Origin of the sequence: Bradyrhizobium sp. 142, assembly GCF_023074015.1 — a bacterium.
Classification (GTDB): Bacteria; Pseudomonadota; Alphaproteobacteria; order Rhizobiales; family Xanthobacteraceae; genus Bradyrhizobium.
In genome coordinates, this window is the sequence record NZ_JADPKQ010000326.1 from 1 (window position 1) to 22863 (window position 22863).

20 protein-coding genes and 1 pseudogene are annotated in these 22863 nt (G+C 62.8%); 13 read left to right on the forward strand and 8 right to left on the reverse strand.

The features are described from left to right. Positions 1 to 346: 346 nt before the first annotated feature. A complete protein-coding gene (locus tag IVA82_RS30345) occupies positions 347 to 781 on the reverse strand; it encodes a hypothetical protein (RefSeq protein WP_247382173.1) in 435 nt (144 codons plus the stop codon). Positions 782 to 1906: 1125 nt separating this feature from the next. Here IVA82_RS30345 and IVA82_RS30350 point away from each other — a divergent pair. Together IVA82_RS30350 and IVA82_RS30355 are read left to right on the forward strand one after the other, a co-directional pair. Next, positions 1907 to 2491: a hypothetical protein gene (locus tag IVA82_RS30350; RefSeq protein ID WP_247382176.1), complete on the forward strand. Its 585-nt coding sequence runs from the start codon at positions 1907 to 1909 to the stop codon at positions 2489 to 2491. A 208-nt stretch (positions 2492 to 2699) separates the two neighbouring features. After that, a complete protein-coding gene (locus tag IVA82_RS30355) occupies positions 2700 to 3482 on the forward strand; it encodes a response regulator transcription factor (RefSeq protein ID WP_247493670.1) in 783 nt (260 codons plus the stop codon). A 97-nt stretch (positions 3483 to 3579) separates the two neighbouring features. On the opposite strand, the gene IVA82_RS30360 is transcribed toward IVA82_RS30355, so the two are convergent. The 4 genes from IVA82_RS30360 to IVA82_RS30375 form a co-directional block, all read right to left on the reverse strand. Then, complete coding sequence (locus tag IVA82_RS30360) at positions 3580 to 4809, reverse strand: HlyD family type I secretion periplasmic adaptor subunit (RefSeq protein WP_247493671.1); 1230 nt, start codon at positions 4807 to 4809, stop codon at positions 3580 to 3582. 239 nt (positions 4810 to 5048) lie between these two features. Further along, positions 5049 to 6785: an ATP-binding cassette domain-containing protein gene (locus IVA82_RS30365; RefSeq protein WP_247382185.1), complete on the reverse strand. Its 1737-nt coding sequence runs from the start codon at positions 6783 to 6785 to the stop codon at positions 5049 to 5051. Between the two features lie 140 nt (positions 6786 to 6925). Next, entirely contained in the window at positions 6926 to 7384 is a 459-nt protein-coding gene (locus IVA82_RS30370; RefSeq protein WP_247382188.1) for a hypothetical protein, read from the reverse strand. 265 nt (positions 7385 to 7649) lie between these two features. Beyond that, positions 7650 to 9077, reverse strand: a complete 1428-nt coding sequence (locus IVA82_RS30375) for a hypothetical protein (RefSeq protein WP_247493672.1) — start codon at positions 9075 to 9077, stop codon at positions 7650 to 7652. Positions 9078 to 9546: 469 nt separating this feature from the next. Between IVA82_RS30375 and IVA82_RS30380 the strand changes: the two genes are divergently transcribed. The 3 genes from IVA82_RS30380 to IVA82_RS30390 all read left to right on the forward strand — a co-directional run bounded on the left by IVA82_RS30380 (position 9547) and on the right by IVA82_RS30390 (position 12045). After that, positions 9547 to 10293, forward strand: coding sequence for a hypothetical protein (locus IVA82_RS30380; RefSeq protein ID WP_247382192.1), 747 nt, complete (start codon positions 9547 to 9549; stop codon positions 10291 to 10293). 86 nt (positions 10294 to 10379) lie between these two features. After that, positions 10380 to 10646, forward strand: coding sequence for a transglycosylase SLT domain-containing protein (locus IVA82_RS30385; RefSeq protein ID WP_346658678.1), 267 nt, complete (start codon positions 10380 to 10382; stop codon positions 10644 to 10646). Positions 10647 to 11856: 1210 nt separating this feature from the next. Continuing rightward, positions 11857 to 12045, forward strand: coding sequence for a hypothetical protein (locus IVA82_RS30390; RefSeq protein WP_247382325.1), 189 nt, complete (start codon positions 11857 to 11859; stop codon positions 12043 to 12045). Positions 12046 to 12054: 9 nt separating this feature from the next. Here the strand turns inward: IVA82_RS30390 and IVA82_RS30395 are convergent, their stop codons facing one another. Next, on the reverse strand, positions 12055 to 12282 hold the full coding sequence (locus IVA82_RS30395; RefSeq protein ID WP_247382195.1) for a hypothetical protein: 228 nt from the start codon (positions 12280 to 12282) through the stop codon (positions 12055 to 12057). A gap of 128 nt (positions 12283 to 12410) precedes the next feature. Next, positions 12411 to 12641, reverse strand: a pseudogene (locus IVA82_RS30400) (TIGR00645 family protein); the annotation flags it as partial. An 827-nt stretch (positions 12642 to 13468) separates the two neighbouring features. Here IVA82_RS30400 and IVA82_RS30405 point away from each other — a divergent pair. Next, the gene (locus tag IVA82_RS30405; protein ID WP_247382197.1) at positions 13469 to 14407 is read left to right on the forward strand and encodes a septal ring lytic transglycosylase RlpA family protein; all 939 of its coding nucleotides are present in this window, start codon (positions 13469 to 13471) and stop codon (positions 14405 to 14407) included. Here IVA82_RS30405 and IVA82_RS30410 read toward each other — a convergent pair. Then, positions 14404 to 15360, reverse strand: coding sequence for an alpha/beta hydrolase (locus tag IVA82_RS30410; RefSeq protein WP_247382199.1), 957 nt, complete (start codon positions 15358 to 15360; stop codon positions 14404 to 14406). The genes IVA82_RS30405 and IVA82_RS30410 overlap by 4 nt on opposite strands. A gap of 153 nt (positions 15361 to 15513) precedes the next feature. Between IVA82_RS30410 and IVA82_RS30415 the strand changes: the two genes are divergently transcribed. From IVA82_RS30415 to IVA82_RS30445, 7 genes are all read left to right on the forward strand, one after another. Beyond that, on the forward strand, positions 15514 to 16776 hold the full coding sequence (locus IVA82_RS30415) for a D-alanyl-D-alanine carboxypeptidase family protein (RefSeq protein ID WP_247382201.1): 1263 nt from the start codon (positions 15514 to 15516) through the stop codon (positions 16774 to 16776). Positions 16777 to 16778: 2 nt separating this feature from the next. Next, positions 16779 to 17465, forward strand: coding sequence for a dTMP kinase (gene tmk / locus IVA82_RS30420; RefSeq protein ID WP_247382204.1), 687 nt, complete (start codon positions 16779 to 16781; stop codon positions 17463 to 17465). Beyond that, complete coding sequence (locus IVA82_RS30425) at positions 17462 to 18508, forward strand: DNA polymerase III subunit delta' (RefSeq protein WP_247382206.1); 1047 nt, start codon at positions 17462 to 17464, stop codon at positions 18506 to 18508. Before tmk ends, IVA82_RS30425 begins: the two co-directional genes overlap by 4 nt. A gap of 48 nt (positions 18509 to 18556) precedes the next feature. Next, positions 18557 to 20512 (forward strand): methionine--tRNA ligase, encoded by a 1956-nt coding sequence (gene metG, locus IVA82_RS30430; RefSeq protein ID WP_247382208.1) that lies wholly within the window; start codon positions 18557 to 18559, stop codon positions 20510 to 20512. Between the two features lie 10 nt (positions 20513 to 20522). After that, positions 20523 to 21299 carry a TatD family hydrolase gene (locus IVA82_RS30435; RefSeq protein WP_247382209.1) on the forward strand — a complete coding sequence of 259 codons (777 nt, stop codon included), beginning with the start codon at positions 20523 to 20525 and terminating at the stop codon, positions 21297 to 21299. Between the two features lie 13 nt (positions 21300 to 21312). Beyond that, positions 21313 to 22110: an MBL fold metallo-hydrolase gene (locus IVA82_RS30440; protein ID WP_247382211.1), complete on the forward strand. Its 798-nt coding sequence runs from the start codon at positions 21313 to 21315 to the stop codon at positions 22108 to 22110. 152 nt (positions 22111 to 22262) lie between these two features. Further along, on the forward strand, positions 22263 to 22862 hold the full coding sequence (locus IVA82_RS30445; protein WP_247382213.1) for a TRAP transporter small permease: 600 nt from the start codon (positions 22263 to 22265) through the stop codon (positions 22860 to 22862). The last annotated feature ends 1 nt before the right edge of the window (position 22863 follow it).

Below are 22863 nucleotides of genomic sequence, written 5' to 3' on the forward strand. Positions count from 1 at the left end.
CGCACCGAGAAGGAATATCGACATCTCCTGAACGAAAACGGATTCCGTCCCGAAGCGATCTATCCTGCAGGCCGCTTTAGTGTGATCGAGGCGCGCGTTAGTTGAGAGCTATCTGACGGCCTGCAACCTGCTGCCGAATCTCAAAAGTCGCGAGAGCCGTCGATCCCCACATTCTACCTACCGGTTTTGCTAAAGCCGGCTTGATCACTTTCGTTGCTGGCACTTTCGGAGGTGACAGGCCGGACTGACGAAGTCCGTTTCTCGCCCCAATGCGAAGTGCACGATGTCCGCTATTTGGGTCGCTATCGAGGGAAAAGCGGACGTCGCACACAATCCGCGGGCGGTCTTACTGCGCTAAAAATCTGAATGCGACAATCAGTGCCACTATGCTCGCGAAAATCAGCAGTGCCGGGAGGGATTTTCGGGTCATTGGCCTCGTCGAATGGCGCGCAGCCGATTGACCGGGTTGAGGTCTAGGCGGTCTCTGGGACCGCACGACTTTGCCCTCTGTCGTTGGCGTCCGAGCCTTTGGTTCCGGCGCTGCGCCTACGCCTCCCATCTCGCTGTAATAAGTGCTGTAGACCTCGCGAACGGCTAGGGCCGTGGACTCGGCCTCGCTCATTGTCTCGAGCCGAGTTCGATAGTTAGTCAGAAAGCTTTGGGCGCTGGACGGCAGGTCATCGAAACCACCGAGCTTGGCCATCATGAGCCAGGTGGCAAAATCCGCCTCAGCCTTCATGCGCGCTTTCTTGGCGATACTGGCGTTGGAGCTAGAGGACATGGTGGTCCGATTGGTTTGAACCCGGCCGCGAAGCTGTTCATCGACACCATCCGCGCGGCGGGAAAGGCGATTGGCAATCCAATCACAGTAACGACGGCGCGGGAGAGTTCAAACGCGAGCCTTACCAACTAGTCGGCTCCTGGCCCAGGTTGAAGCGGACTGAGCAGGCTAACTAGGTAGGGCTCACCTCTGCTGATCCCCAACGGCAGTAGCCAACATGACTCGTGGTCCAGTTTGACTCCCAATTAGCACGCTCTGGATGCATGCTCTGCGACGCACCAGACGAACAGTGAGCGCGGAAACAGCGTCTGCAGGCCGATGCTTTAACGTCTGCGGATATCCACTCCTCCAAACTCGATCGACGAACGTATTGATGCCGCAGGCACTCCTCGTGGAGTCTTTCAACCAATGCTGGGACCCGATTGGCAATGCAGCCGAACTGTGCTGGTCGTGACGACTTGTTCTCACTCGACCGTTAGACCGGAATAGACGGCGGCCGCTTGCTGCACATAAGTGCGGTGGCTGTTGGTGTAGCCCGACGACCTGCGTGTTCGGGTTCATGCCAGTGCCGAGGTATTGCGCCTGGGCGGCCGTTGGAGGCGGGGTGTCGCAAATTCGGTTAGCGGACAGGTCTATGCGCGCGAATGCCTCCAGAACTTATGGGATTCACGGGATCGAGCTGCGTCTGGTGCGGTGATCCTAACCGGCGTCCGACAGTTCGCCGATTTCACCAGTGAGCCAGCGGGCTCGATCCTGTAACCACACCGTTATGAGCAGCAGAATTGGTCAACTCCGTTGATCTTCCTGCGTTGTTTACTGGTGCGGTGCTGCGAAACTGGCCTGAGAGCGGCAGCTTTTGATGGCGCAAAGCGGACCTCCGGACGGACACACAAGTTGCAGAAGGGCCTAAGAGCGGACCAAATCGGCCATGATTGCTTGCACGATTGGCCTTTTGCGGTAATTCGGCACGTGTCTAGGGCCCGATCTGATCCGCTCGTCCAGGTACGTGCGGGACAACTGCGCGCGCTTAATGGGCGTTTAACGCTTTTGCGCAACATATAGATCACCAGCGCGGAATTGGTCCTAGTTACGAGTGCGAGCCGAGCTCCCGAGGAGGGGAATCGGATGGGACTGCTTTTTGTTGGAGTGCTGGCAGGAGTGCTGATCAGCTTTGGCTGGTTCGCGCCTTCCCGAGGGTATTTCCTTGGCTGTGCGTCACGACCCTGTTTCGACAGGGTTGCAGTCGCCCGACCCGCGCAGCCAATGCCAACGGCATTGGCGCCAGATCCTGCGGTCGTCAAATCGAATTCTGCAACGCCGGCAAGGCCCGGCAGGAAATCATCGCCGAAGAAACGCGGATCGGCCGACCTCGCCAAAGCGACGTCCCCGCGGACGAGGATCAGCGTCCCGGCTTCCGAACGGCCCGCGGAAATATCAGATCCTTCCCTGGACAAGGCGAAGGTCGCGATCGCGACGAAGATGGAGGACCCAGAATCGGCCGAATTCAGTGACATGAAGCGCGCAATGCGAAAGAACATGCTTGGACGCCGAGTGGATACGATTTGCGGGCGTGTGAAAGGAAGAATCGCGTCAGGCGGCGAGACTGGAGAGAGGCCGTTTCTGTATCTCGTGAAGGAGGATGAAGCATATGTCGTCGATGGCAAGTCAGGGTCGGCGGCGTCAACCGCGTATCGAAATATCTGCAACTAACCGACTGCGTCGACTACGCCACGGCGTAGCACGTGCCCAAATGATTTGAGCGGAAAGAATTTCCACCAGGCGCCAGGCGATCCCGCAGTGGATGCCATCTAACGCCGGCGCTGCGCCGCTCTCGTAGCATTCAGGATGAATGCAGCAGCGGGGGAGACGCAATACGGAATGGGAATATCGTGGAAATTCTTTTCATCTCGAGGAAATCATGTACGACATAACCAACACCTCAAAACGGCTCAATGAATCGCTTCACTTCCCGGTTCTGGTGATCATCGAGCCGCTCGTGTTGCCTCGCACATGCATTCTGAACGTCCTCAGGCGGGAATTCGACGAACTTGAGATCCTTGACATGGCAACGGTCCAAAGCCTGGACTGCACGTCGGCCCGCGATGTTCGTCTGGTGGTGCTGAGTATCGCGGACAAGCCGATCGGCGATCCCTCGGTTGAGGACGATCTCGCCTTCGTTGCGGAGTGTTGTCCCAACGCCGCCGTTGCAGTCCTGTCAAACCATGAAGACGAGCCGACCGTTCAGGCCGCGATGCAGCGGGGCGTGCGCGGCTTTCTTTCCACCTCGCTACCGATCGAGATCGCCATAGCTGGCCTGCGCCTTGTTCTTGTCGGCGGCGTCTACAGGCCGCTGCCTGTGGCCGGGATGAACAGGATACCGGATTTCGAGCCGCCGGATGCGCGCGGGCTTGCGTCCGCATATCTGGTGAACGAGGGAGCCAAAGTGGCTATCGACAGGAGCGTGACCGATCTCACGCCTCGTGAGCAACAGGTTCTGGCGGAATTGGAGCTCGGCCTGCCCAACAAGCTGATCGCCGCCAAATTGATCCTCTCGGAAAGCACAGTCAAAATGCACATCCAGCATATCATGAGGAAATGTGCTGCGCACAATCGCACAGAAGCCGTCCTCCGCTGGCGCGGCCGGTTGCCCGCGCGGAGTCTCGATCACGACCCAGGCGCAGCTCTAATGCCGGAGACCTAAAGCATGATCCGGAAAAGTGCGCAGCGGTTTTCCGAAAAGATCATGCTCAAACAACAACCTAAAGCGCGATGACGATTCATGCCAATCTCGTCGCGCTTTAGTCCTCTCTGAATGCACCGCGGAAGCTGTCGAGCAGGGGCCTGAGCGCGTAGAGAGCCACGGTACCGCGCCCTGTCGTGATGAACACTTGAACCGGCATACCGGGGACGATCTGGATGTCGTTTACAACGATCTGCGCGTCGTCGATCCGGATTTTGGTCGCGTAGTATGGCTGGTCGGTACGCTTGTCGAGGAGCCGGTCTGCGGATACGTGCACGACGGTTCCCTTCAGGCGAGGCACGCGACGCTGATTGTACGGTACGAGATGAACCTCGGCATCGAGGCCGGGATGAACCACATCGATGTCCTCGGGCCTCAGGCGCGCGGTCACGATGAGGCGGTCTTGCCGGGGCACGAGGTCCATGAGCGGAGCACCCGCTCCGATGACGCCGCCGGCTGTATGAATCCGCAGATCGGTTATCACGCCGTCCTCGGGCGCCTTGACCTCCGTTCGCGCTAGCTGATCTCTGGCCGCAAGCAACCGCTCGCGGAGCTGGAATATCTGGTTCTGTGCTTCACGAAGCGACTGTGCGATCTCGCTCTGCCTCTCGCTCTCGAGCTTGAATAATGTGGCCTGCTGTTCACTGATGACCTGCCCAGCGCGGGAAATCTGCGCGGCGATCTCGCCGCGGCGGCCCTCAACGTCGGCCAGCTCCCGCTGCAGGTTCAGAAGCCGCGGCCGCCGTTCGAGTCCCTTGTTGACAAGGGTCGCGACCATATCCAGTTCCTCCCGGACGATGTCGATCCGCTGCCCGGCGGCGTTTTCCTGAGCCTTGAGACCTTCGATCTCCTTCTCGACTTGACGCCTTCGTTCGCGAATGACCGCAAGCTGCGACTCATGAACCTGCAGGCGTGCCAGAAAAATGAACTGCTGCGCCGACACCGCAGCGGCGGCCACCCCGTTTTGCTTGCTGTCCTGTTCCAGCGCGTCCGGGATTGCGATCCTCTCAAATCTCTGCTGCTCGGCCTGAAGCCGTGCGGCACGCGCAACTGCATCCCACAATTGGCCTTGAAGGCTTTGCATCTCCGAGCCGGCCCGGGTGTCGTCCAGCGCGATCAGCGTTTGGCCGCTTCGCACGATATCGCCATCCGAAACCAAGATCTTCCTGACGATACCGCCTTCCAGATGTTGAATCGTCTTGCGGCTCGATTCCGATTCCACGACGCCGGACGCGATCGCGGCGCTCTCGAGAGGCGCGAGGCTCGCCCATGTACCAAGCCCCAGCATGAAGCAGAGCACCAGCAGATTGCCCGCGACGGTGATACCGCGAAGCCTTCCGCGCGGAGAGGTCGGCGTGGGCGTCGAGCACCATGGAAATTCCAGAGGCTCGAAATCGTCGATTGCGGTCACCACGACGCCAAATCGCCGGGCGGGCGGGGGGCTCGCCGGCGTTCGCATGAGCTGGTCCCAGATCATGGGAAGTCTCGAGACGGCGGGAAGCTTCCAGATGGTGGGAGAATTCCAGATCATGGCGCAATCTGCGAAGTAACCTGGGGTCGGCTCAGGTGCCGTTCAAAGATGTCCTCGCTGTCGCCGAACGCGGCGACCGCACCGTCTTCCATGATGGCAATTTTGTCCGTGGCGGCGAGGAGACCCATCCTGTGAGTGACGACGACAAGGATGACGCCTGCGAGCTTCATGCGCTCGATGGCATCCAGGAGCATTCGCTCGCCCCCGTAGTCGAGGCTGGCGTTGGGTTCGTCGAGAACGATGAGGCGCGGACTGCCGAAGAAGGCGCGGGCAAGACCGAGGCGCTGCCGATACCCGCGTGAGAAGGTTGTTTCACTGTGAACCACCGTGTCGTAACCCCGCGGCAGGCGCATGATCGCCCCATGGATTCCGACGAGCTTGGCCGCTTCGACGACCTTCCGCCGGTCGGCATCTTCAAGGCGTGCGATGATGTCGTTGATCGTGTCGCCGAGCAGGTTGATGTCCTGGGGGAGATATCCGAGGCGGTCGCCGTTTCGGCCCTCGCGAAGCAGCGCGACATCGGTATTGTCGAGGAGGACACGGCCATGCGTTGGCATCGACAGCCCGGCGATCACCTGGCCGAGCAAGGACTTGCCTGACCCGGACGGACCGATAATGCCAAGGCATTCTCCGGGCATGAGGTTGAACGAGACGTCGTTCAGCAGAAGATGCTTGGTCCCCGCAAGCCTCACGCCGACATTGTCGACGACGAGGCCGCTTGGCGCCTGCAGCGGAGAAACCTCCGCGCTCTGCTGCCGGGCGACGGGGAATGCGGCGAGAAGTGCGCCGAGCCGCTGACAGGCGCTCACGGCCGTCACGAGTGATTTCCAGCCTGCGACCGCACTTTCGACCGGCGCGAGCGCCCGGCTGAACATCAACGTAGAAGCAAAGATGATTGCCGGGCTCTTCCCGTGATCGAGGACGAGCCATGCGGCAGCCCCCATGATCAAGACCTGCGACAGCGCGCGAACCGGCTTGGTGGCCAGTGAGACGATCTCGCCTCGCCGGAGTGCCACATCGTGCTCTCTGCGCGCGTGTTGCGCGTCACGGTGGATCATGCGCGCGGCGCTATCGAACATTCCCATGGCGCGGATCATGTGGATGTTGCCCGCGGCAGTCTGGAGGCGGCCGCAGCTTCTGGACAGCGCGGCGCCGGATCTGAGCAGAACGTCTTCCGTGACCAGCTCTCCCGCAACCGTGAGCGCGAACAGGAGGGCGACGCAGCAGGCGCCCACCACGCCAAGCAGGGGATGGATCAGAAAGAGGACAAGGAGGAACAAGGGCGCCCAGAGCGCGTCGAACAGCATCGGACATGCGCCGGACTCGACGAACTGGCGCAACGCGGTGAGATCCCGATATGCGCCCGACGCTTGCGTCCAATCGCTGCGAAGCGCCGATTCGAGGCCGGCCGAAAGCACGCAAGGACGAAGGCGATCATCGAGCCAGGCGCCAAGGCGTCCAAGGACGGCGCGCCGCAATGCATCGAACACGCCGCCGACGACCACTGTGATCGCGACAATGAGCGTGAGCAGGAGCAACGTGTCACCGCTCCGGCTCGACAACACCCGGTCATAGATCTGAAGAAGATAGATGGAGGGCGCAAACAGAAGCAGGTTGTAGCTGCAGCTATACGCGAATACGAGACCGAGCGGTCCCGCGCAGGACCGGAGGGCTGCGTGCAGTGGCGTCCGGATCTGCGGCAGGATAGGCAACCGAATGGGCGGCATCAGCATGATCGTCACCGCCTGAAATCGAGGTCCGGCGCACTTGACCGATGGCCAACGTCATCTGCCAACGGTATCGGCGGGGTATTGGCTCGGACTTCAGGACCGGTGGCGGCGGCACCGGTCCTGCCAGTCGGACGAGCCGGCGGTCAGAACGTATCGAGATGGAAGCTCACTTCTCCGCCCAGCGCGGCGTTGCCGTCTCCGCCATTGCCGCCGATGCCGGCCACGACCTCCTGGTGCTGGTCCACCGAGACCTTGTTGATCTGGGTCGCATCCGTATTGGCGTATACCTTGGAGGTATCGTGACCGCTGTAGGATTTCTGGCTTCCGTTCGACTCGGCGTCTCCGCCATGGGCCTTCGAGAACAACGAGGCCTTCGCGTTGGCGCCGCCGGCATCCCAATCCGCCGTCTGCTTGACGTAATCGCCGGTGTTCACGTGCACGTCGGCACCTTCCGCCTTGTTGGTTGGATCGAAGTTGAGCGTCGGCTTGCTGATGATGGCGCCCTTGAAGGTGCCGTCGCCGCCATTTCCGACGTTTTGACCACCGGTGTTGATCGATTTGAATTCGATCGAGTCCGAGATGTTGATCGCTTTGGGCAACATTTGAGCCTCCCTGTTTCTGTTGGCTTTCGTGCATCATCCATCCCGATCAGGCGGACGCGCGCGGCAAGTCTGATCCGCCCACGCGCGATGGCGATAGATGTCAATTCGGACACCATCGGGTTTGGTCGATCTAGGTACGAAAGTATGACATTCGTCGCGCAACATCGGAGCTTGAAACTTCCGGGAGGGCCCGCAGGGCGAGCTTGCATGCGCAGAGTCTCGACGCAGCTCGCGATCGGGCTTGTGCGAGCGGCGCGATGTTTCGCTAACCCATCAGGTGAAGATCCGACAGAAGATGGGAAAGATCGCCACCCAGCGCGAGATTGCCGTTACCGCCGTCCCCGCCAACTCCGGCGATCTGGACCGCACTCTGGTCGATGTGCACGTTATTGACCTGATCGGCTACGGCCGTCGAATGGGGACCTGCGATTGCGATATTGATCGGTGCATAGATCGCGACGCTGACATCGATCAGGCTGCCGGCAAAATATCCGTTGCCGCCATTGCCTGCGCCGTTCGAACCAGTGGCGATCGTGTCGGAGTCGCCCCACAGGCGGTGGGAAAGAAGGCTTGCATGGCCGCCCGCCGCGGCGTTGGCGTTGCCGCCGTGCCCGCCAATGCCGGCGATCTGAATGATGGATTGATCCACGTAGGCGTCATTTGTCTGGACCGAATGAACGTTGGAGCCATAGCCCGTGACTACGATGTTGATCGGGTCGTACAGTACGAAGGAGGTATGGACGAGCCCGCCGTAGAACGCGCCGTCGCCGCCATTGCCGGCCTGGCTTCCGCCCGTTTGAACGTCCCAGACGCTCCCTCCATTGCTTGATCCCCAGCTGGGGTCCAGCGTCATGACGCTGCCGCCGGCGGTCGCGTTGCCATTTCCGCCACTTCCGCCGATGCCCGCGATCTGAGTGGCCGATTGATCGATGTCGACCGTGTTCGATTGACTTGCATGCGCAGTACCGCCTGAGCCCGCCACCGCAATATTGATCGGATGATAGATCACCACGGGAGCGTCCACTAGCGCACCCGAGAAATAGCCGCTGCCGCCGTTTCCGGCGCCGTTGTCGCCACTCGCGATCACGCCGGCGCCCAAGGAAGTACTGATGCTGCCTCCAGATACAATGTTGTCATTGCCGCCATGTCCGCCGACGCCGGCCATCTGAAAGGCGGATTGATCGACATTCAAATTGGTGGACTGGTTGGCCAGGGCGACCGAGCCGTATCCCAGGCTCACCGAGATGTTGATCGGTTCATAGATCAACAGGGACGCGTGAATGATACTTCCGTAAAAGTGGCCATTTCCGCCGTTCCCGGCCGTGTTCGCCCCACTCTCGACCGAAGCAATGCCCATCCCGGGATAGGATGCGCCGGCAGCAGGCTTCGTGGCCGAAGCATCCAGGCCCGCCGCAGTGTGATTGCCGACGTGGCCGCCCATGCCGACCCCCGATGCGGTAGGATGGTCGGATTGAACCGGATCGGAGTCATTATGCTGGGTATTCGCGCTCGCGGGGTGCGCTCCAGGACCTGCAAATGGGCCGGGACGATGGACCAGGGCGCCACCGCCGACCGCGTCAGCCACGAACGGGGCACTCGGCGCAGGGCCCGGTTCGCCCTGGCCGTCGTACCCTTCGTGGTGATGAGAGGCGTGATGCAGCCGGATTCCATCCGACATCCGCGAAAAATCCATCTTAGCCTCCCTCATCGCAATCGCTCCGCGCGATCGGACGGGTTCTGCACTCCGGACAGAATGTCATCCTGGGAAGGTCGAATGCCCAGTCGTCAGTTCGGATATAGCGCTTCGTATGGCAGCCGTAACATCGGCTACGTCCATTCGGGTACAGTTACAGCCTTTGCAACCTTGCACCGGCGATGCTTGAAAGTGCGACCTTGAGGGGATGCGGAAAATGGACAATCGAGCTGATGGCCAGGTCGTCGTAGAGCCAGTAGCGATCAATCCCCTCAAAACCGAGGACGAGCTTAGATGGGCGCCCCTCCTTCTGCGTCGGTCCGCCCGACTGCAGAATTGGTGCGGAATTCGTGCCTGCATCTCCCCTACGGCCAAAATGAATCCATCGCGTTGCCGGATTTAAGTCGCATTGCGACCTAGGTCACGGCCAAAGCTCTTACCCGGGCAGGGCGCAACACCGGGGGTTTCCATGTCCGGTCATTTGCGATTTTGTTTCGCCGCTTTTGTACTTCTTGCAGGTCTCTCGACGTCGTCTGCGTCTTCGAACCCATTTTCCGAATTCTTCAATGCCGGTCCTGTGACAGCCCCTGCGTCCACTTCCGCGGAAGTGGAGTGCTTGCCGCGGCCCGGCAAGTCGACCGCCGACGGCCAGCACTGGGTCTATCGGGTGGAAGGCCGGCGCAGATGCTGGTTCCAGGTCGCCGAAGGGACTGAGACGGTGAGAAAGCGGGTTCAGCATCGCAGCGCCAAACATCGTGTCGCCACGGCCGAAGAGAACAAGACCGCAGCGCGCAAGCGGAAGGCGGTGGTGGATGCGCGCGCGGAGCTGCAGCGCTCCGCACCCGAGGATACGTCTCGGCTGAGCCCGTCCGCGCTCGTGCAGGTGGTTGATGCCGGTCCCGCCCTTGCTACGGGGATCGCGACCCGCGCGTCGCCGCCCCCTCTTTCCAAACGCGCGAACGACCGGCTCACGCCTGACGAGATCACGCCGCGCCAAGTCGACGTGGAGGCACTTCTGGCAGCCGCGCCGGCCGCCAGTGACGTGGTTGCCTCGGCGCCTTCGGCGGCACCGCTCGCCTTTTCCACCGCCGAGGCGGGCGATTACGGGCGGGGCTGGACCTGGCTTGGCATGCTGCTGATGGCTTTGGGGCTTCTCTCCGTCTTAAGCGTGAGCCGAACCATTCGGTGGGCCGTGCTGCTGCCCCAGCTGAGGTAATCTTTCGCTTGTCAGAGGCTGCTGCTGGTCAAAACGCGACCTCGCGGGCAGGTGGGGCAAAGCGACCATTCGGCTACGATGCCGCCGTGGCCGGTCGCGTCGGCGAGGTTGGGCTGATGCAGGTCAGGCCGGCGACCGCTGCCATCTTCGGTTTCAAGGCACCAAGGCCGAACCAGCAAAGCCCGAGTCCAACATCCACTATGGGCGTTACGTATCTTGCTAGGGCTTGGCGTTTGACGCAGGTCGATCTGTGTCGTGCGCTGATGAAATACCGGGCCGGGCACAGCGACGAGGAGACCACGACGGCGCGCTCCACAATTTACTGCAATCGCGCGCCCAGCCGCCTCTCATGAATTCGCCTTTCGCGACCCCGGGCGCGGTGGCGGCAGTCGCGCCGGATCCCGAGCTCGCGCGCGTATGTGGGTACTGACGCGCTTATCTCGATGCCAACTGTCGTAACGAAGCCGATCAATGAACCGTGGTTTGGACCGTAGATTGCCCGCAGCCGAAGCGAAAAAACCGAGCACTTCTAAGAGGGATTGACAGACACCCCTTCCGCTAGCTTCAAGCTCTCCTGAACCGTGAGAGCCAGGCTTTGCATGCCGCGACGCATGTCGGTGGCCAGTGGCGATCCAGACCCTGACGCCGCTCGGGATCGGGATCATCGTCGTCGCAAAAGTTCAACAACCCGCTGCAGTGCCTCGGTATCTACGTCCCGGTCAACGCACGCGACAGCTGCCGCCAAACTCGATCTCGATGATTCCAGTCCTTGCGCGCTGCGCAGGCGGGGAAGACGCCGGTTGTGGCGCGTCGCTCGAGATCGGAGCCGCCACCGGCGTGATCTCGACGGGAACGAGAGCTGGCCCAGCATCTCCGCCCAGTCGCCCCTGGCGCGCTTGTCGACGCCACGTGAACAGCAGGCTGTGAGCCACCCCGTGCCGGCGCGCGACGCCGCAGACCGTCTCGCCAGCCTGCAAGCTCTCTTCGACAAGGCGAACCTTCTCGTCGTAACTCCATCGCCGCCGACGCTCGGCGCCCAACACATTGACCTGCATTCGCCAGTGACCTTAAAGCTAGACTTAAGGTCAAATCCTCGGGCCACCTCTCAAACTAAACAAGGCGGCCGACGCCGGAGGGATACGGATCAATAACGCTTGGCGGAGGGTAGATCCGTCGTTGGCCTCCAGCGACGCTCCCAGGGCGGCTCGCATCTCTGCGCCCCTTGTCGATGACGTCCGCCTGATGTCTATCTCAGGATCGTCCGTCCTACGAGCGGCGCGCCGGTGACATTTTGACGGATTTTCCGAAGCTACCAGAATGCCCCTGTTTTGCCCGACGAGTCAAAGACGGCATCGTCACACAACATAAGTCATTGATCCCGCTGGTCCCCGCTACTGTGCATGGGGTTGTTTTCGACTTTTGGATTTGGCGCTGACGCGAAGACTTTAGGTCCGGATTCGCTCGCCCAATAAGATGCTGATTGCTCAGCTCTTTCGGTTGGGTCCAAATGCACCTTCGGGTGCATGGCGCGGAACTCTTCCGGCGCTCCCGCGTTGCCTCGTCATGACTGAAGACCTTTCCTTCCGACGCAAACCTCTGACCCCCGAACAGCGCCAGGCGCGTGATGCGACGCGCCGGATCGAGGCGGAAAAAGCCATGCGCGATCATGAGGAGGCGCAGAAGGCGTTTTACGCCAATCGCGAGCGGCTGAGAGCCGAGCGGCTGGCGCGCGAAGCGCGCGGCAAGAGCTGATCGGCGCTTCTACGACCTGGCGCCAACCCGCCATGCGAGTGGCGCTCGCTTGAGCGCCTCAACGGCGCCGGCGAATGCGCCGCGCGGCGGCGATCGCGCTTCGATCGCTTCAGCCGCGGCGCGGCAATCGTCGGCCACCTTCAAGAGGCCGGTCCGCGCAAGGTCCATGGTTGAGAGCGCCGCCTGCTCCAGGCAGAGCCGCTCAAGCCGTCGAAATTCCCGCAAGTCTCTGTTCATGCGTCGGCCTCGATATCCCCCAAGCGCCATGCGGCCGTGAGTCTCGTTAACAAGCGATAAACGAGCCCGCATAGCCGATCAGGCTGGTCCGGACCCGACGCCCGCGATCGGGGGGCGGTCCGACTTATTCAGCCCTGCTTGCGCATGCCGGAATCGCTGAGCTTGTCGACGAAGGCAATTCCGATCGCCGAGACCACAAAGGTGAGGTGGATCAGGACCTGCCACATCACGCCCTGCTCGGTAAAGCTGGCGCGGCCAGAGCCGAGATTGCCGGCCTCGATGAAGGTGCGCAGCAGTGCAATTGAAGAGATGCCGATGATTGCCATCGCGAGCTTGATCTTCAAGACGCTCGCATTGATGCTCGGCGAGCATTTGCGTCACCCTCGTTGGTGATGGCCTCTTGATAATGAGTGGAGGCAACGAGGGCGGAAATTCAATCAGCTAAACGGGAGCGGGGTCATCCTGGGCAAACACGACTGTTGAGTCGCGGTATGGCCATGGTCTGAAAGCAACGGAGTTGTCGTTGGTGCTCAGCCGAAGGCGAGTGCCACGAGGCTTGAGCAGAGCAGAACCAAGCCGCCGGCGGTCAATGCCAGAAAGCCATCGGATACGAAATCATGGTTGCGCATGGACCACCTGCCGCTCTCGTTTTCGATGCTCGATCGGATCGAATAAAAAATGTCCGAACGCGCCGCCGTGAAAGAGGTGATGCAATGTCTCCCGCGCGAGCGCCTCAGGCCCTCGTGCGGTAACCTTCAAACGCATGGGCCAGGAAAATCCCCGCGCTTACCAGACCCATCAGTGCCGAAACCGTCTCGATCATCGTGAAATTCCATTCGCCCTGCACCCGAGAGAACGCGTGCGGCCTTGCACAGTCAAAAGAATTCCAGTGAAAGTCGCGACAATGGGGGTGGAGTGAGGATTCGGCGCAACAGCCTGTTCAGGAGTGGCACAGAGAATTTCCGCCATGAAACCGCCCGCGATCAGTAGATAAACGGGGAAGGCAAACGTCCCATTTACCATCCCGGCGCGAACCTCGCGCGCTCCCCATTTCCGCCGTGTTCAGGTTGCGATATCGTGGCGACTTCCGATGCGGTGGTGGGCCGCCTCGGAAAAGGGGCCGGAAGGCGCTTCCTGCAGCCAAAGCGGGTTGGGTAAGTCTCCGGCGAAATGGTATTTGGGGCGAATGGGGATCCGACGGTCAGATTCGGTTTTGCGGGCCGCACGTGGCGTTGCGGCGGCCGCGACCTGCCTCGCGCTCGCCAGTTGCGCCTCGTCGGGCAAGTTCGCCAGCCGCGTCGATCCGAAATACGGCGTCTCCTCGAGCCCGCGGGTCGTGGCCCTGGGTGATCCCGTCCCGAAAGGCGGCGGCACTTATCGCATCGGCAAACCCTATGTCGTGGCAGGCCGGACCTACGTGCCCGAGGAGGACGTCAACTACCGTGCCGAGGGCATGGCGTCCTGGTACGGCGACGATTTCCACGGCCGCCTGACCGCCAATGGCGAAGTGTTCGACATGAGCTCGCTGACGGCGGCGCATCCGACCCTGCCGATGCCGTGCTACGCGCGGGTGACCAACGTCTCGAACGGCAAATCGCTGATCGTCCGCGTCAACGACCGTGGCCCGTATCACGGCAATCGGCTCATCGACGTGTCGAACAAAGCCGCCGAACTGCTTGAATTCAAAGGCAATGGCGTCGCCAGGGTCCGTGTCGAATATGTCGGCCGGGCGCCCCTGGAAGGCTCCGACGACCGCCAGCTCATGGCGACCTTGCGCACCGGCGTTCCGGCGCCGAGCCCCTCCATGGTTCGCGTCGCCTCGGCAAGACCGTTCGTGCCGGAGCTTGCGTCCCCGGGGCGGGGAGCAATCCGCGGTGAGGTCCCAATGCCGGAGGGGCGGCCCTACAACCTCGGCAACAGTTCCGCCGATGTCGCCTCGATCGGCGCAACCTCGGAGATGTCGGCCTCGAGCCGCAGCCGGGGCCGGGCGCTCCAGAACGCCCGCGCCGTGTCCTATGACGAAGATGGCCGCTACGCGACCGAGGGCGCTCGGTCCTCCGCCTATGTCTCCGACGGAGGCGCCGCCGAGGCGCGCGGCATCCTGAGCGGCCGCGGCCTGTACTAGCGCGTCGATGCCTCGCGCAGGAACGTGAGCAGCGCGTCGTTCACCTCGTCGGGCCGCTCCTGCTGCACCCAATGGCCGGCGCCCTCGATGATCAGCTTCCGCGTGAGGTTGGGCAGCACGCGCTCCAGCTCGTTGACGCGCTTGGCGCCGATCAGGCCGGTGATGACGGCGTCCTTGGAGCCGGCGATAAAGAGGGAGGGCTGGTGGATCTGCGCATCCTGCCAGGGCGCCGTCAGCTCCCAGTTGCGGTCGATGTTGCGATACCAGTTCAGCCCGCCGCGAAAGCCGGACTTGCGGAAGGTTTCGGTGAAATAAGCCAGATCAGTCTGGCTCAGCCAGCCCGGCAGCGGCTCCTCGGAGGTCGCATGGCTGAGGAAGCCCTTACCCTCCGGCACGAACATCGCGGCACTGGGGTCGGCAAGGCCGCGTCCGCCGAGCACGATGCGCATGGTGCGGGCGACATCGCGCTCGAGTTCGGCTTCGGCGACCCCGGGCGTCTGGAAATACTGCCAGTAGAAATTGGTGACGCCGCCTTGGCGGAGCAGGTCGAGCGGCTTGCCGCGGCCGCGGAACGGCGGCGGCACGCTCAGGCCCGCGACCGCCGTGAAGATGTCGGGCCGGAACAGTGCCGCATGCCACGCGACCGGCGCACCCCAGTCGTGGCCGACCACCATGGCCTTGCTCTCGCCGAGCGCCTGCACCAAGCCGACCACGTCACCGACGGTATCGAAGATCGAGTAGGCGGCGACATCAGGCGGCGCCGCACTCTGGCCGTAGCCGCGCATGTCGGGCGCGACGACGTGAAAGCCGGCGGCTGCGAGCGCCGGGATCTGATGCCGCCAGGAGTAGGAGAGTTCCGGCCAGCCATGGCACAGCACGACCAGCGGTCCCTCGCCGGCTTCGCGGATGAACAGGTCGATCCCGTTGGCCTTGATCACGCGGGTGGAAGACATCGCTTTTCCGCCTTGTTTCAGGGGTTTGGTCGCGAAACATGAGGTGGCACGATAGGGGCGCGACGAGAATCGTGCAATCTCACGAACAGGCGGCCAACCTCGTGTTGTTCGCACTGGTTCCAACTGTTAGAACGCCGCTCTCAGGGCTTGACCATGGCATGTCGTGTTTCTTCGCTTTGTCGCCCCCGGCTCACGGCTGGAGCGCTGGCGCGCGGGCTGTTCGCGGCGGTTCTGATGGCGAGCGTCGGCTGGGGCGGGGTGCTCCAGGCCGCCAACCAGAGCGTCCAGGGCGCCAAGAAAGCGGAAGAGTCCGGCTTTGACGGAGATGCCCCTACCGCGATCCTGACCGAGGCCTCCAGCGGCAGCGTGCTGTTCGAGAAGAACGCCGACGAGCTGCGCGCGCCGTCCAGCATGATGAAGCTGATGACGGCGGAGGTCGTCTTCAATGCCATCAAGAAAGGCGACATCAAGCCCACCGACGAGTACCGGATCAGCGAGAACGCCTGGCGCAAGGGCGGGGCGCCCTCGGGCGGCTCGACCATGTTTGCCGCCATCAACAGCAAGGTCTCTGTCGACGATCTCCTGCATGGCGCGATCATCCAGAGCGGCAACGACGCCTGCATTGCGCTGGCCGAAGGCATCGCCGGCAACGAGCGGATCTTTGCCGCCGACTTCATGACCAAGCGCGCCCGCGAACTCGGCATGACCAAGTCGACCTTCGGCAACTCCAACGGTCTGCCCGATCCCGGCAACAAGATGACGGTGCGCGAGCTCGCCATCCTTGCCCGCCACATCATCCTGGACTTCCCCGAATTCTACAAACTGTTCGGCGAGAAGGAGTTCACCTGGAACAAGATCCGCCAGCCCAACCGCAATCCGCTGCTCAACGCGCTCGAAGGCGCCGACGGCCTCAAGACCGGCTACACCAAGGAGGGCGGCTACGGCATGGTCGGCTCGGCGGTGCAGAACGGCACGCGGCTGATCGTCGTCGTCAACGGGCTGGAGGATCCCGAGGACCGTGCGACCGAAGCCAAGAAGATGCTGGAATGGGGCTTTCGCAATTTCGAGACCCGCACGCTGATCGCGGCCGACCAGCCCGTCGGATATGCCAAGGTGTTCGGTGGGGAGAGCCGTTCGGTGAAACTCGTCGCCAAGACGCCCGTGAAGGTGATGGTACACAAGAACGGCAGCGACAAGCTGATCGCGCGCGTCGTCTATAGTGGCCCAGTGCGCGCGCCGGTCGAGGCCGGCCAGAAGGTCGGGGTGGTGCGGGTCTGGCGCAGCGGCAACATCGCGGTGGAGACGCCGGTCTATGCGGCCGAAGCAATCGGCACCGGCTCGACCATGCGCCGCGCAATCGACGGCGCCAGCGAGCTCGTGATCGGGATGTTCCGCGCGGGCGCCGAGAAGCTCTGATCATGAGTGAAAGCGCGCTACAGCGGGCGCCCGGACGCGGACGCTTCATCACGTTTGAAGGCGGCGAGGGGACGGGCAAGTCGACCCAGATCAAGAAGCTCGCCGGCCGTCTCAGTGCGGCGAAGCTCCGCACATTGGTTACGCGCGAGCCGGGCGGCTCGCCCGGCGCCGAGATCATGCGCTATCTGGTTTTGTCGGGCATGGGCAAGCTGCTTGGCCCTGAAGCCGAGACGCTGCTGTTTGCTGCCGCGCGCGATGACCATGTCCGCACGGTGATCGAACCCGCGCTCAAACAAGGCACTTGGGTCCTGTGCGATCGTTTCGCCGACTCGACACGCGCCTATCAGGGCAGCCTCGGCAGCGTGCCGGCCGGGCTGATCAACGCGATGCAGCGGGTCACGATCGGCGATCTCAAGCCGGATCTCACAATCATCCTCGACCTACCGGTCGAGATCGGCTTGCAGCGCGCCGCCGCACGGCGCGGCAGCGACACGCCTGATAGGTTCGAGAGTGAGAACCTCAAGTTCCACGAGGGACTGCGCGATGCCTATCGCAAGATCGCTGCGGAGGAACCCGCACGCTGCGTGCTGATCGATGCCAATTCCGACCCAGACACGGTCGCCGGGCGCGTTTGGGCGGCACTGCGCGATCGCCTCCTCCCCACGCCGGCATCGGTGGTCTCAGCATGAGCCGGCGTCAGACCGAGCGCGAGACGCCCATACCGCATCCGCGCGAGACCAACCGGCTGTTCGGCCATCGCGAGGCGGAGACAGCGCTACTGGCCGCCTATCGCAGCGGGCGGATCCCGCATGCCTGGCTGATTGGCGGGCCGCTGGGAATCGGCAAGGCGACGCTCGCCTATCGCATGGCGCGCTTCGTGCTCGCTCACGGCCAACCGCTGGTGCCGACCGTGCAGCGCGCCGAGAACCTCGCGATCGATCCGAACGACGCCGTGGCGCGACAGGTGGCCGCCGAATCCCATGGCGGGTTGTTGACGTTGGAGCGCACCGCGAACGATCGCGGCGTGATGCGCACGGTGATCACCGTCGACGAGACACGCGAGACCATCTCGTTCTTCGGCTCGACCGCGGCGGCCGAGGGCTGGCGCGTCTGCATCGTCGACACCGTCGACGAGCTCAATCCGAATGCGGCCAACGCGCTTCTCAAGATTTTGGAGGAGCCGCCGCAGCAATCGCTGTTCCTGCTGGTGAGCCACGCACCTGCGCGCGTGCTCGCAACGATCCAGTCGCGCTGCCGCAAGCTGCGCCTGCGTCCGCTCACGACCGACGAGGTGATTGCCGCTGCGGCCGCAGCCGCCGATCTCGATCCGAACGACCCAGCGCTGCGTGAGGCGGCGGAGGCCTGCGAGGGCAGCGTCGCGCGAGCGCTGACCCTGCTTGGCGGCGACGCCCTGAAACTTCAGCAGCGTACGGCCGCGTTGCTCGCACGGCTTCCACAGGTCGATCCGCGTGAATTGCACACACTCGGCGATTCGCTCGGCACCAGCGACCGCGTCGCGCTTGCGGCGTTCATCGACGGCATCGACCGCTGGATCGCTGAACGCCTGCACGCGGACGAGGCCAATGCCAACCAGAACCTGCCGCGTCTTGCGCGCCTTGCGGAGGTATGGGAAAAGATCGTCCGCGCCGCACGCGACACCGAAACCTATAATCTGGAGCGCAAGCCCCTGGTTTTCTCGGTGTTCGGTTGGCTGGCGGACGCAACGCGCTAGGCGCAGGTTTGTTTCCAAATTTTCGAGAAGCCGGTAAAGGAATTCGTGGTGGCCACGCGAGCTAAGAAAACCGTCAAACACAAGAGCGGCAAGAAGGCTGTTAAGAAAGCCACGAAGAAGCTCGCGAAGGCGCGCGCCCGCAAAGCCGTGAAGAAGACCAACAAGACCAAGTCGGCCGCCAAAAAGCGCGCGAAGAAGACCGCAGCGAAACCTGCAAAGAAGGCAAAGAAGGCTGCGAAGAAGCAGGTCGCCGCCAAGAAGGCCGTGACGAAGAAGGTTGCCGAGAAGACTGCCAAGAAACCGGCGAAGGCCCCGACAAAGACGGCGGCCAGGAAGGCGGGGACGACCGCTGCCGTGGCGCCGGCTCCCGTCGCTGCACCCCGAGCCGCCAGGCCGAACGCGCCGCGCGCGCCGAAGGCAGTTGCCGCGCCGCAAGCCGCACCGCCCGTTGCGACACCTGCACGCGACAACGTCTTCTACATCACGACTGCAATCGCCTATCCCAATGGCACCCCGCATATCGGCCACGCCTATGAGGCGATCGCGACCGATGTATTGGCGCGCTTCGCGCGGCTCGACGGCAAAGACGTGTTCTTTCTGACCGGTACCGACGAGCACGGCCTGAAGATGATCCAGACCGCGCAGAACGAGGGGCTCGCCCCGGCCGCGCTCGCCGCTCGCAACGCCGGCCGTTTCAAGGCGATGGACCAGCGTCTGAACGTGTCGTTCGATCGCTTCATCCGCACCACCGAAGAGCAGCACCATCGCTCCAGCCAGGAGATCTGGCGGCGCATGGCTGCGAACGGCGACATCTATGCCGATACCTATGCCGGCTGGTACTCGGTGCGGGACGAGGCGTATTACGCCGAGGATGAGACGCGCGTAAACGACGACGGGGTGCGCCTTGGGCCGCAGAGCACGCCGGTCGAGTGGGTCGAGGAGAAGAGCTACTTCTTCCGCCTGTCGGCCTATCAGGACAAACTTCTGAAGCTCTACGAAGACCATCCCGAATTCATCGGCCCGGACTCGCGCCGGAACGAGGTGGTGAGCTTCGTACGAGGCGGCCTGCGCGATCTCTCGATCTCGCGCACCACCTTCGACTGGGGCGTCAAGGTGCCCGGCGACGAAGAGCACGTGATGTATGTCTGGGTCGACGCGCTGACCAACTACATCACCGGTGTCGGCTTTCCCGACGAGAACGACAAGAACTGGCGCTACTGGCCGGCCGACGTGCACATCATCGGCAAGGACATCATCCGCTTCCACGCGGTCTACTGGCCGGCGTTCCTACTGTCAGCCGGCATTCCGCTGCCGAAGCGGGTCTATGCCCACGGCTTCCTGTTCAGCAGGGGCGAGAAGATGTCGAAGTCGGTCGGCAACGTCGTTGATCCCTTCAACCTCGCCGACCTGTATGGCGTCGATCAGATGCGCTATTTCTTCCTGCGCGAGGTGCCGTTCGGCCAGGACGGCAGCTACAGCCACGAGGCCATCGTCGCGCGCATCAATGCCGATCTCGCCAACGATCTCGGCAACCTCGCGCAGCGCTCGCTGTCGATGATCGCCAAGCAGTTCGCTGGCGTGCTGCCGGAGCCAGGTGCGTTTAGCGACAACGACAAGGCGATCCTGTCGCAGGCCGACGGCATGCTGGCGGTGTCCCGCGAGGCAATGGCGACGCAGCAGATCCACCACTGGCTTAACGCCGTATGGGCCGTAGTGGCGGAAGCCAACCGCTACTTTGCGGGCGAAGCGCCGTGGGCGCTCGCCAAGACCGATCCTGTCAGGCAGAAGACCGTGCTCTACGTCACCGCGGAAGTCGTGCGCCAGATCGCGATCCTGACCCAGCCGGCGATGCCGACCGCTTCGGGCTTGCTGCTCGACAGCCTCGGCATCCCGGAAGGAGAGCGCAACTTTGCCGCGCTCGGCGGCACGAAGCGGATTGCGCCCGGCACGACGTTGCCGGCGCCGAGGCCGGCTTTCCCGCGCTATGTTGAGCCGGCGGCCTGAGGTTCGCGCGATGTTGGTCGACAGCCACTGCCATCTGGATTTTCCGGATTTTGCGGATGATCTCGACGGAATCGTGTCGCGTGCGCGTGCGGCTGGCGTCGGCCGCATGGTCACGATCTCGACGCGGGTGCGCAAGCTGAAGGAGCTGCTTGCCATCGCTGAGCGCTACGACGACGTCTATTGCTCGGTTGGCACTCATCCGCACAACGCGGATGAGGAGGACAGTACTTCGCCGGACGAGCTGATCGCGCTGACGCAGCATCCCAAGGTCGTCGCGCTCGGGGAAGCCGGGCTTGACTATTTCTACGACAATGGCGCGCCAGAGGCGCAGGCGAGGGGCTTTCGCAGCCACATAGCGGCCGCCCGCGCGACCGGCCTGCCGCTCGTGATCCACACCCGCGAGGCAGACGAGGATTGCGCCCGCATCCTGGAAGAGGAGGCAGCAAGCGGATCGTTTCGCGCGGTGCTGCATTGCTACACGGGCGGTCGCGAACTTGCGCTGAAGGCAGTATCGCTCGGGCTGTATATCGGCTTCACGGGCATCCTGACCTTCAAGAAGTCGGAAGCGCTGCGCGCGCTCGCGGCCGAAGTGCCGTCCGATCGTATTCTGGTTGAGACGGATTCTCCCTACCTTGCGCCCGGCAAGTTCCGGGGAAAACGCAACGAGCCGGCCTATGTGGTCGAGGTCGCCAAGGTGCTCGCCGAAACGCGCGGCGTGTCGCTCGAGGAGATCTCGCGCCAGACCACCGAAAACTTCTTCCGCCTGTTCTCCAAGGTGAAAGCTTAAGACCGGGAGCCGCATGACACTGACGCTGACGATCCTGGGTTGCGGCTCCTCGGCCGGCGTGCCGCGCCCGGCGCTCGGCTGGGGCGCGTGTGATCCTGCAAACCCGAAGAACCGCCGCCGCCGCTGCTCGCTGCTGGTCGAGCAGGCCGCCGAGCACGGCACCACGCGGATCGTCATCGACACCTCGCCCGATTTGCGCGAGCAATTGATCGATACCAATGTCGATCACATTGACGCGGTGTTCCTGACCCATGAGCATGCCGACCAGACCCATGGCATGGACGATCTGCGCTCGGTCGTGCTGCACATGCGCCGGCGCATTCCGACCTATTTCAACCAGTCGACCGCCAAGGATATTATGGCGCGGTTCTCCTATTGCTTTATCTCGCCCGAGGGTAGCGACTATCCGCCCATCCTGACCCGCCATTCGATCGAGGCGGGCGAGAGCCAGACCATCCTGGGAAAGGGCGGCGCGGTGACGCTGACGGCCTTCCTGGTCCAGCACGGCCAGATCCCCGCACTCGGCTTTCGCATCGGCAACGCTGCCTATACGCCCGACCTCAACGACATCCCGCGCGAGAGCTGGGGCGCGCTGGAAAATCTCGATCTCTGGATCGTCGACGGCCTGCGCTACACTGGCCATTCCAGCCATTTCAGCATCAACGATGCATTGTCCTGGATCGAGCGCTTCAAGCCGAAGCGCGCCATCATCACCAATATGACGGCCGACGTCGACTATGAGGTGATCCGGCAATCGCTGCCGGCAGGCGTGGTGCCGGCCTATGACGGCCTACGGCTGGAGACGCACTGAGCGTATCCGGCAGAAATTGTGCCGCAGGCCGGCATGCTCCTTGCTTTCGCTAGCCCCATCGTGTTGGTCTAACGTCTCAAAGACAGACGTTGGATGGTGGCGATAATCAAGCAGAACCTGCAATAACGCCGGGTTCGATTGAGCCGCAGAGGATGGGGACCACGTTGGCAGGGCACGGCAACGATGCGGCGGCTGTTGGATTGGTCCGACGCGCTCTGGACCTTCTCTATCTTGGCGCGGGCTACGCGGCCGGCGTCTTCCTGGTCGCGATCTTCGCGATCATGATGATCATGTCGATCGGGCGGCAGTTTGCCCTCAACATTCCAGCCGGTGACGATTTCGCGTCGTGGTGCATGGCTGCGATGGCTTTCCTCGGACTCGCCCACACCTTCAAGCGCGGCGAGATGATCCGCGTCGGTCTGCTGTTGGAGAAGTTGCACGGGCGAACCAAGCAGACCGCGGAGATCGTGGCGCTCGGTATTGCGACGGCCTTCATTCTCTACTTCACCCGGCACGCGGTGCAGATGACCTACGACTCCTGGCGCTTCAACGATGTGGCGCAGGGCGTGGTCGCGCTCCCGCTCTGGATTCCGCAGCTCGGCTTTGCCGGCGGCCTCGTCATCCTCTCCATTGCGCTCATCGATGAGTTGGTCAGCGTCATCCGCGGGGGGCGGCCCAGCTATGAGAAGGGCTCTCCGGACGAAACGCCGGACGAATTCATCGAGCGCATCTCGCAGGGCGGCGGAGGTTGAC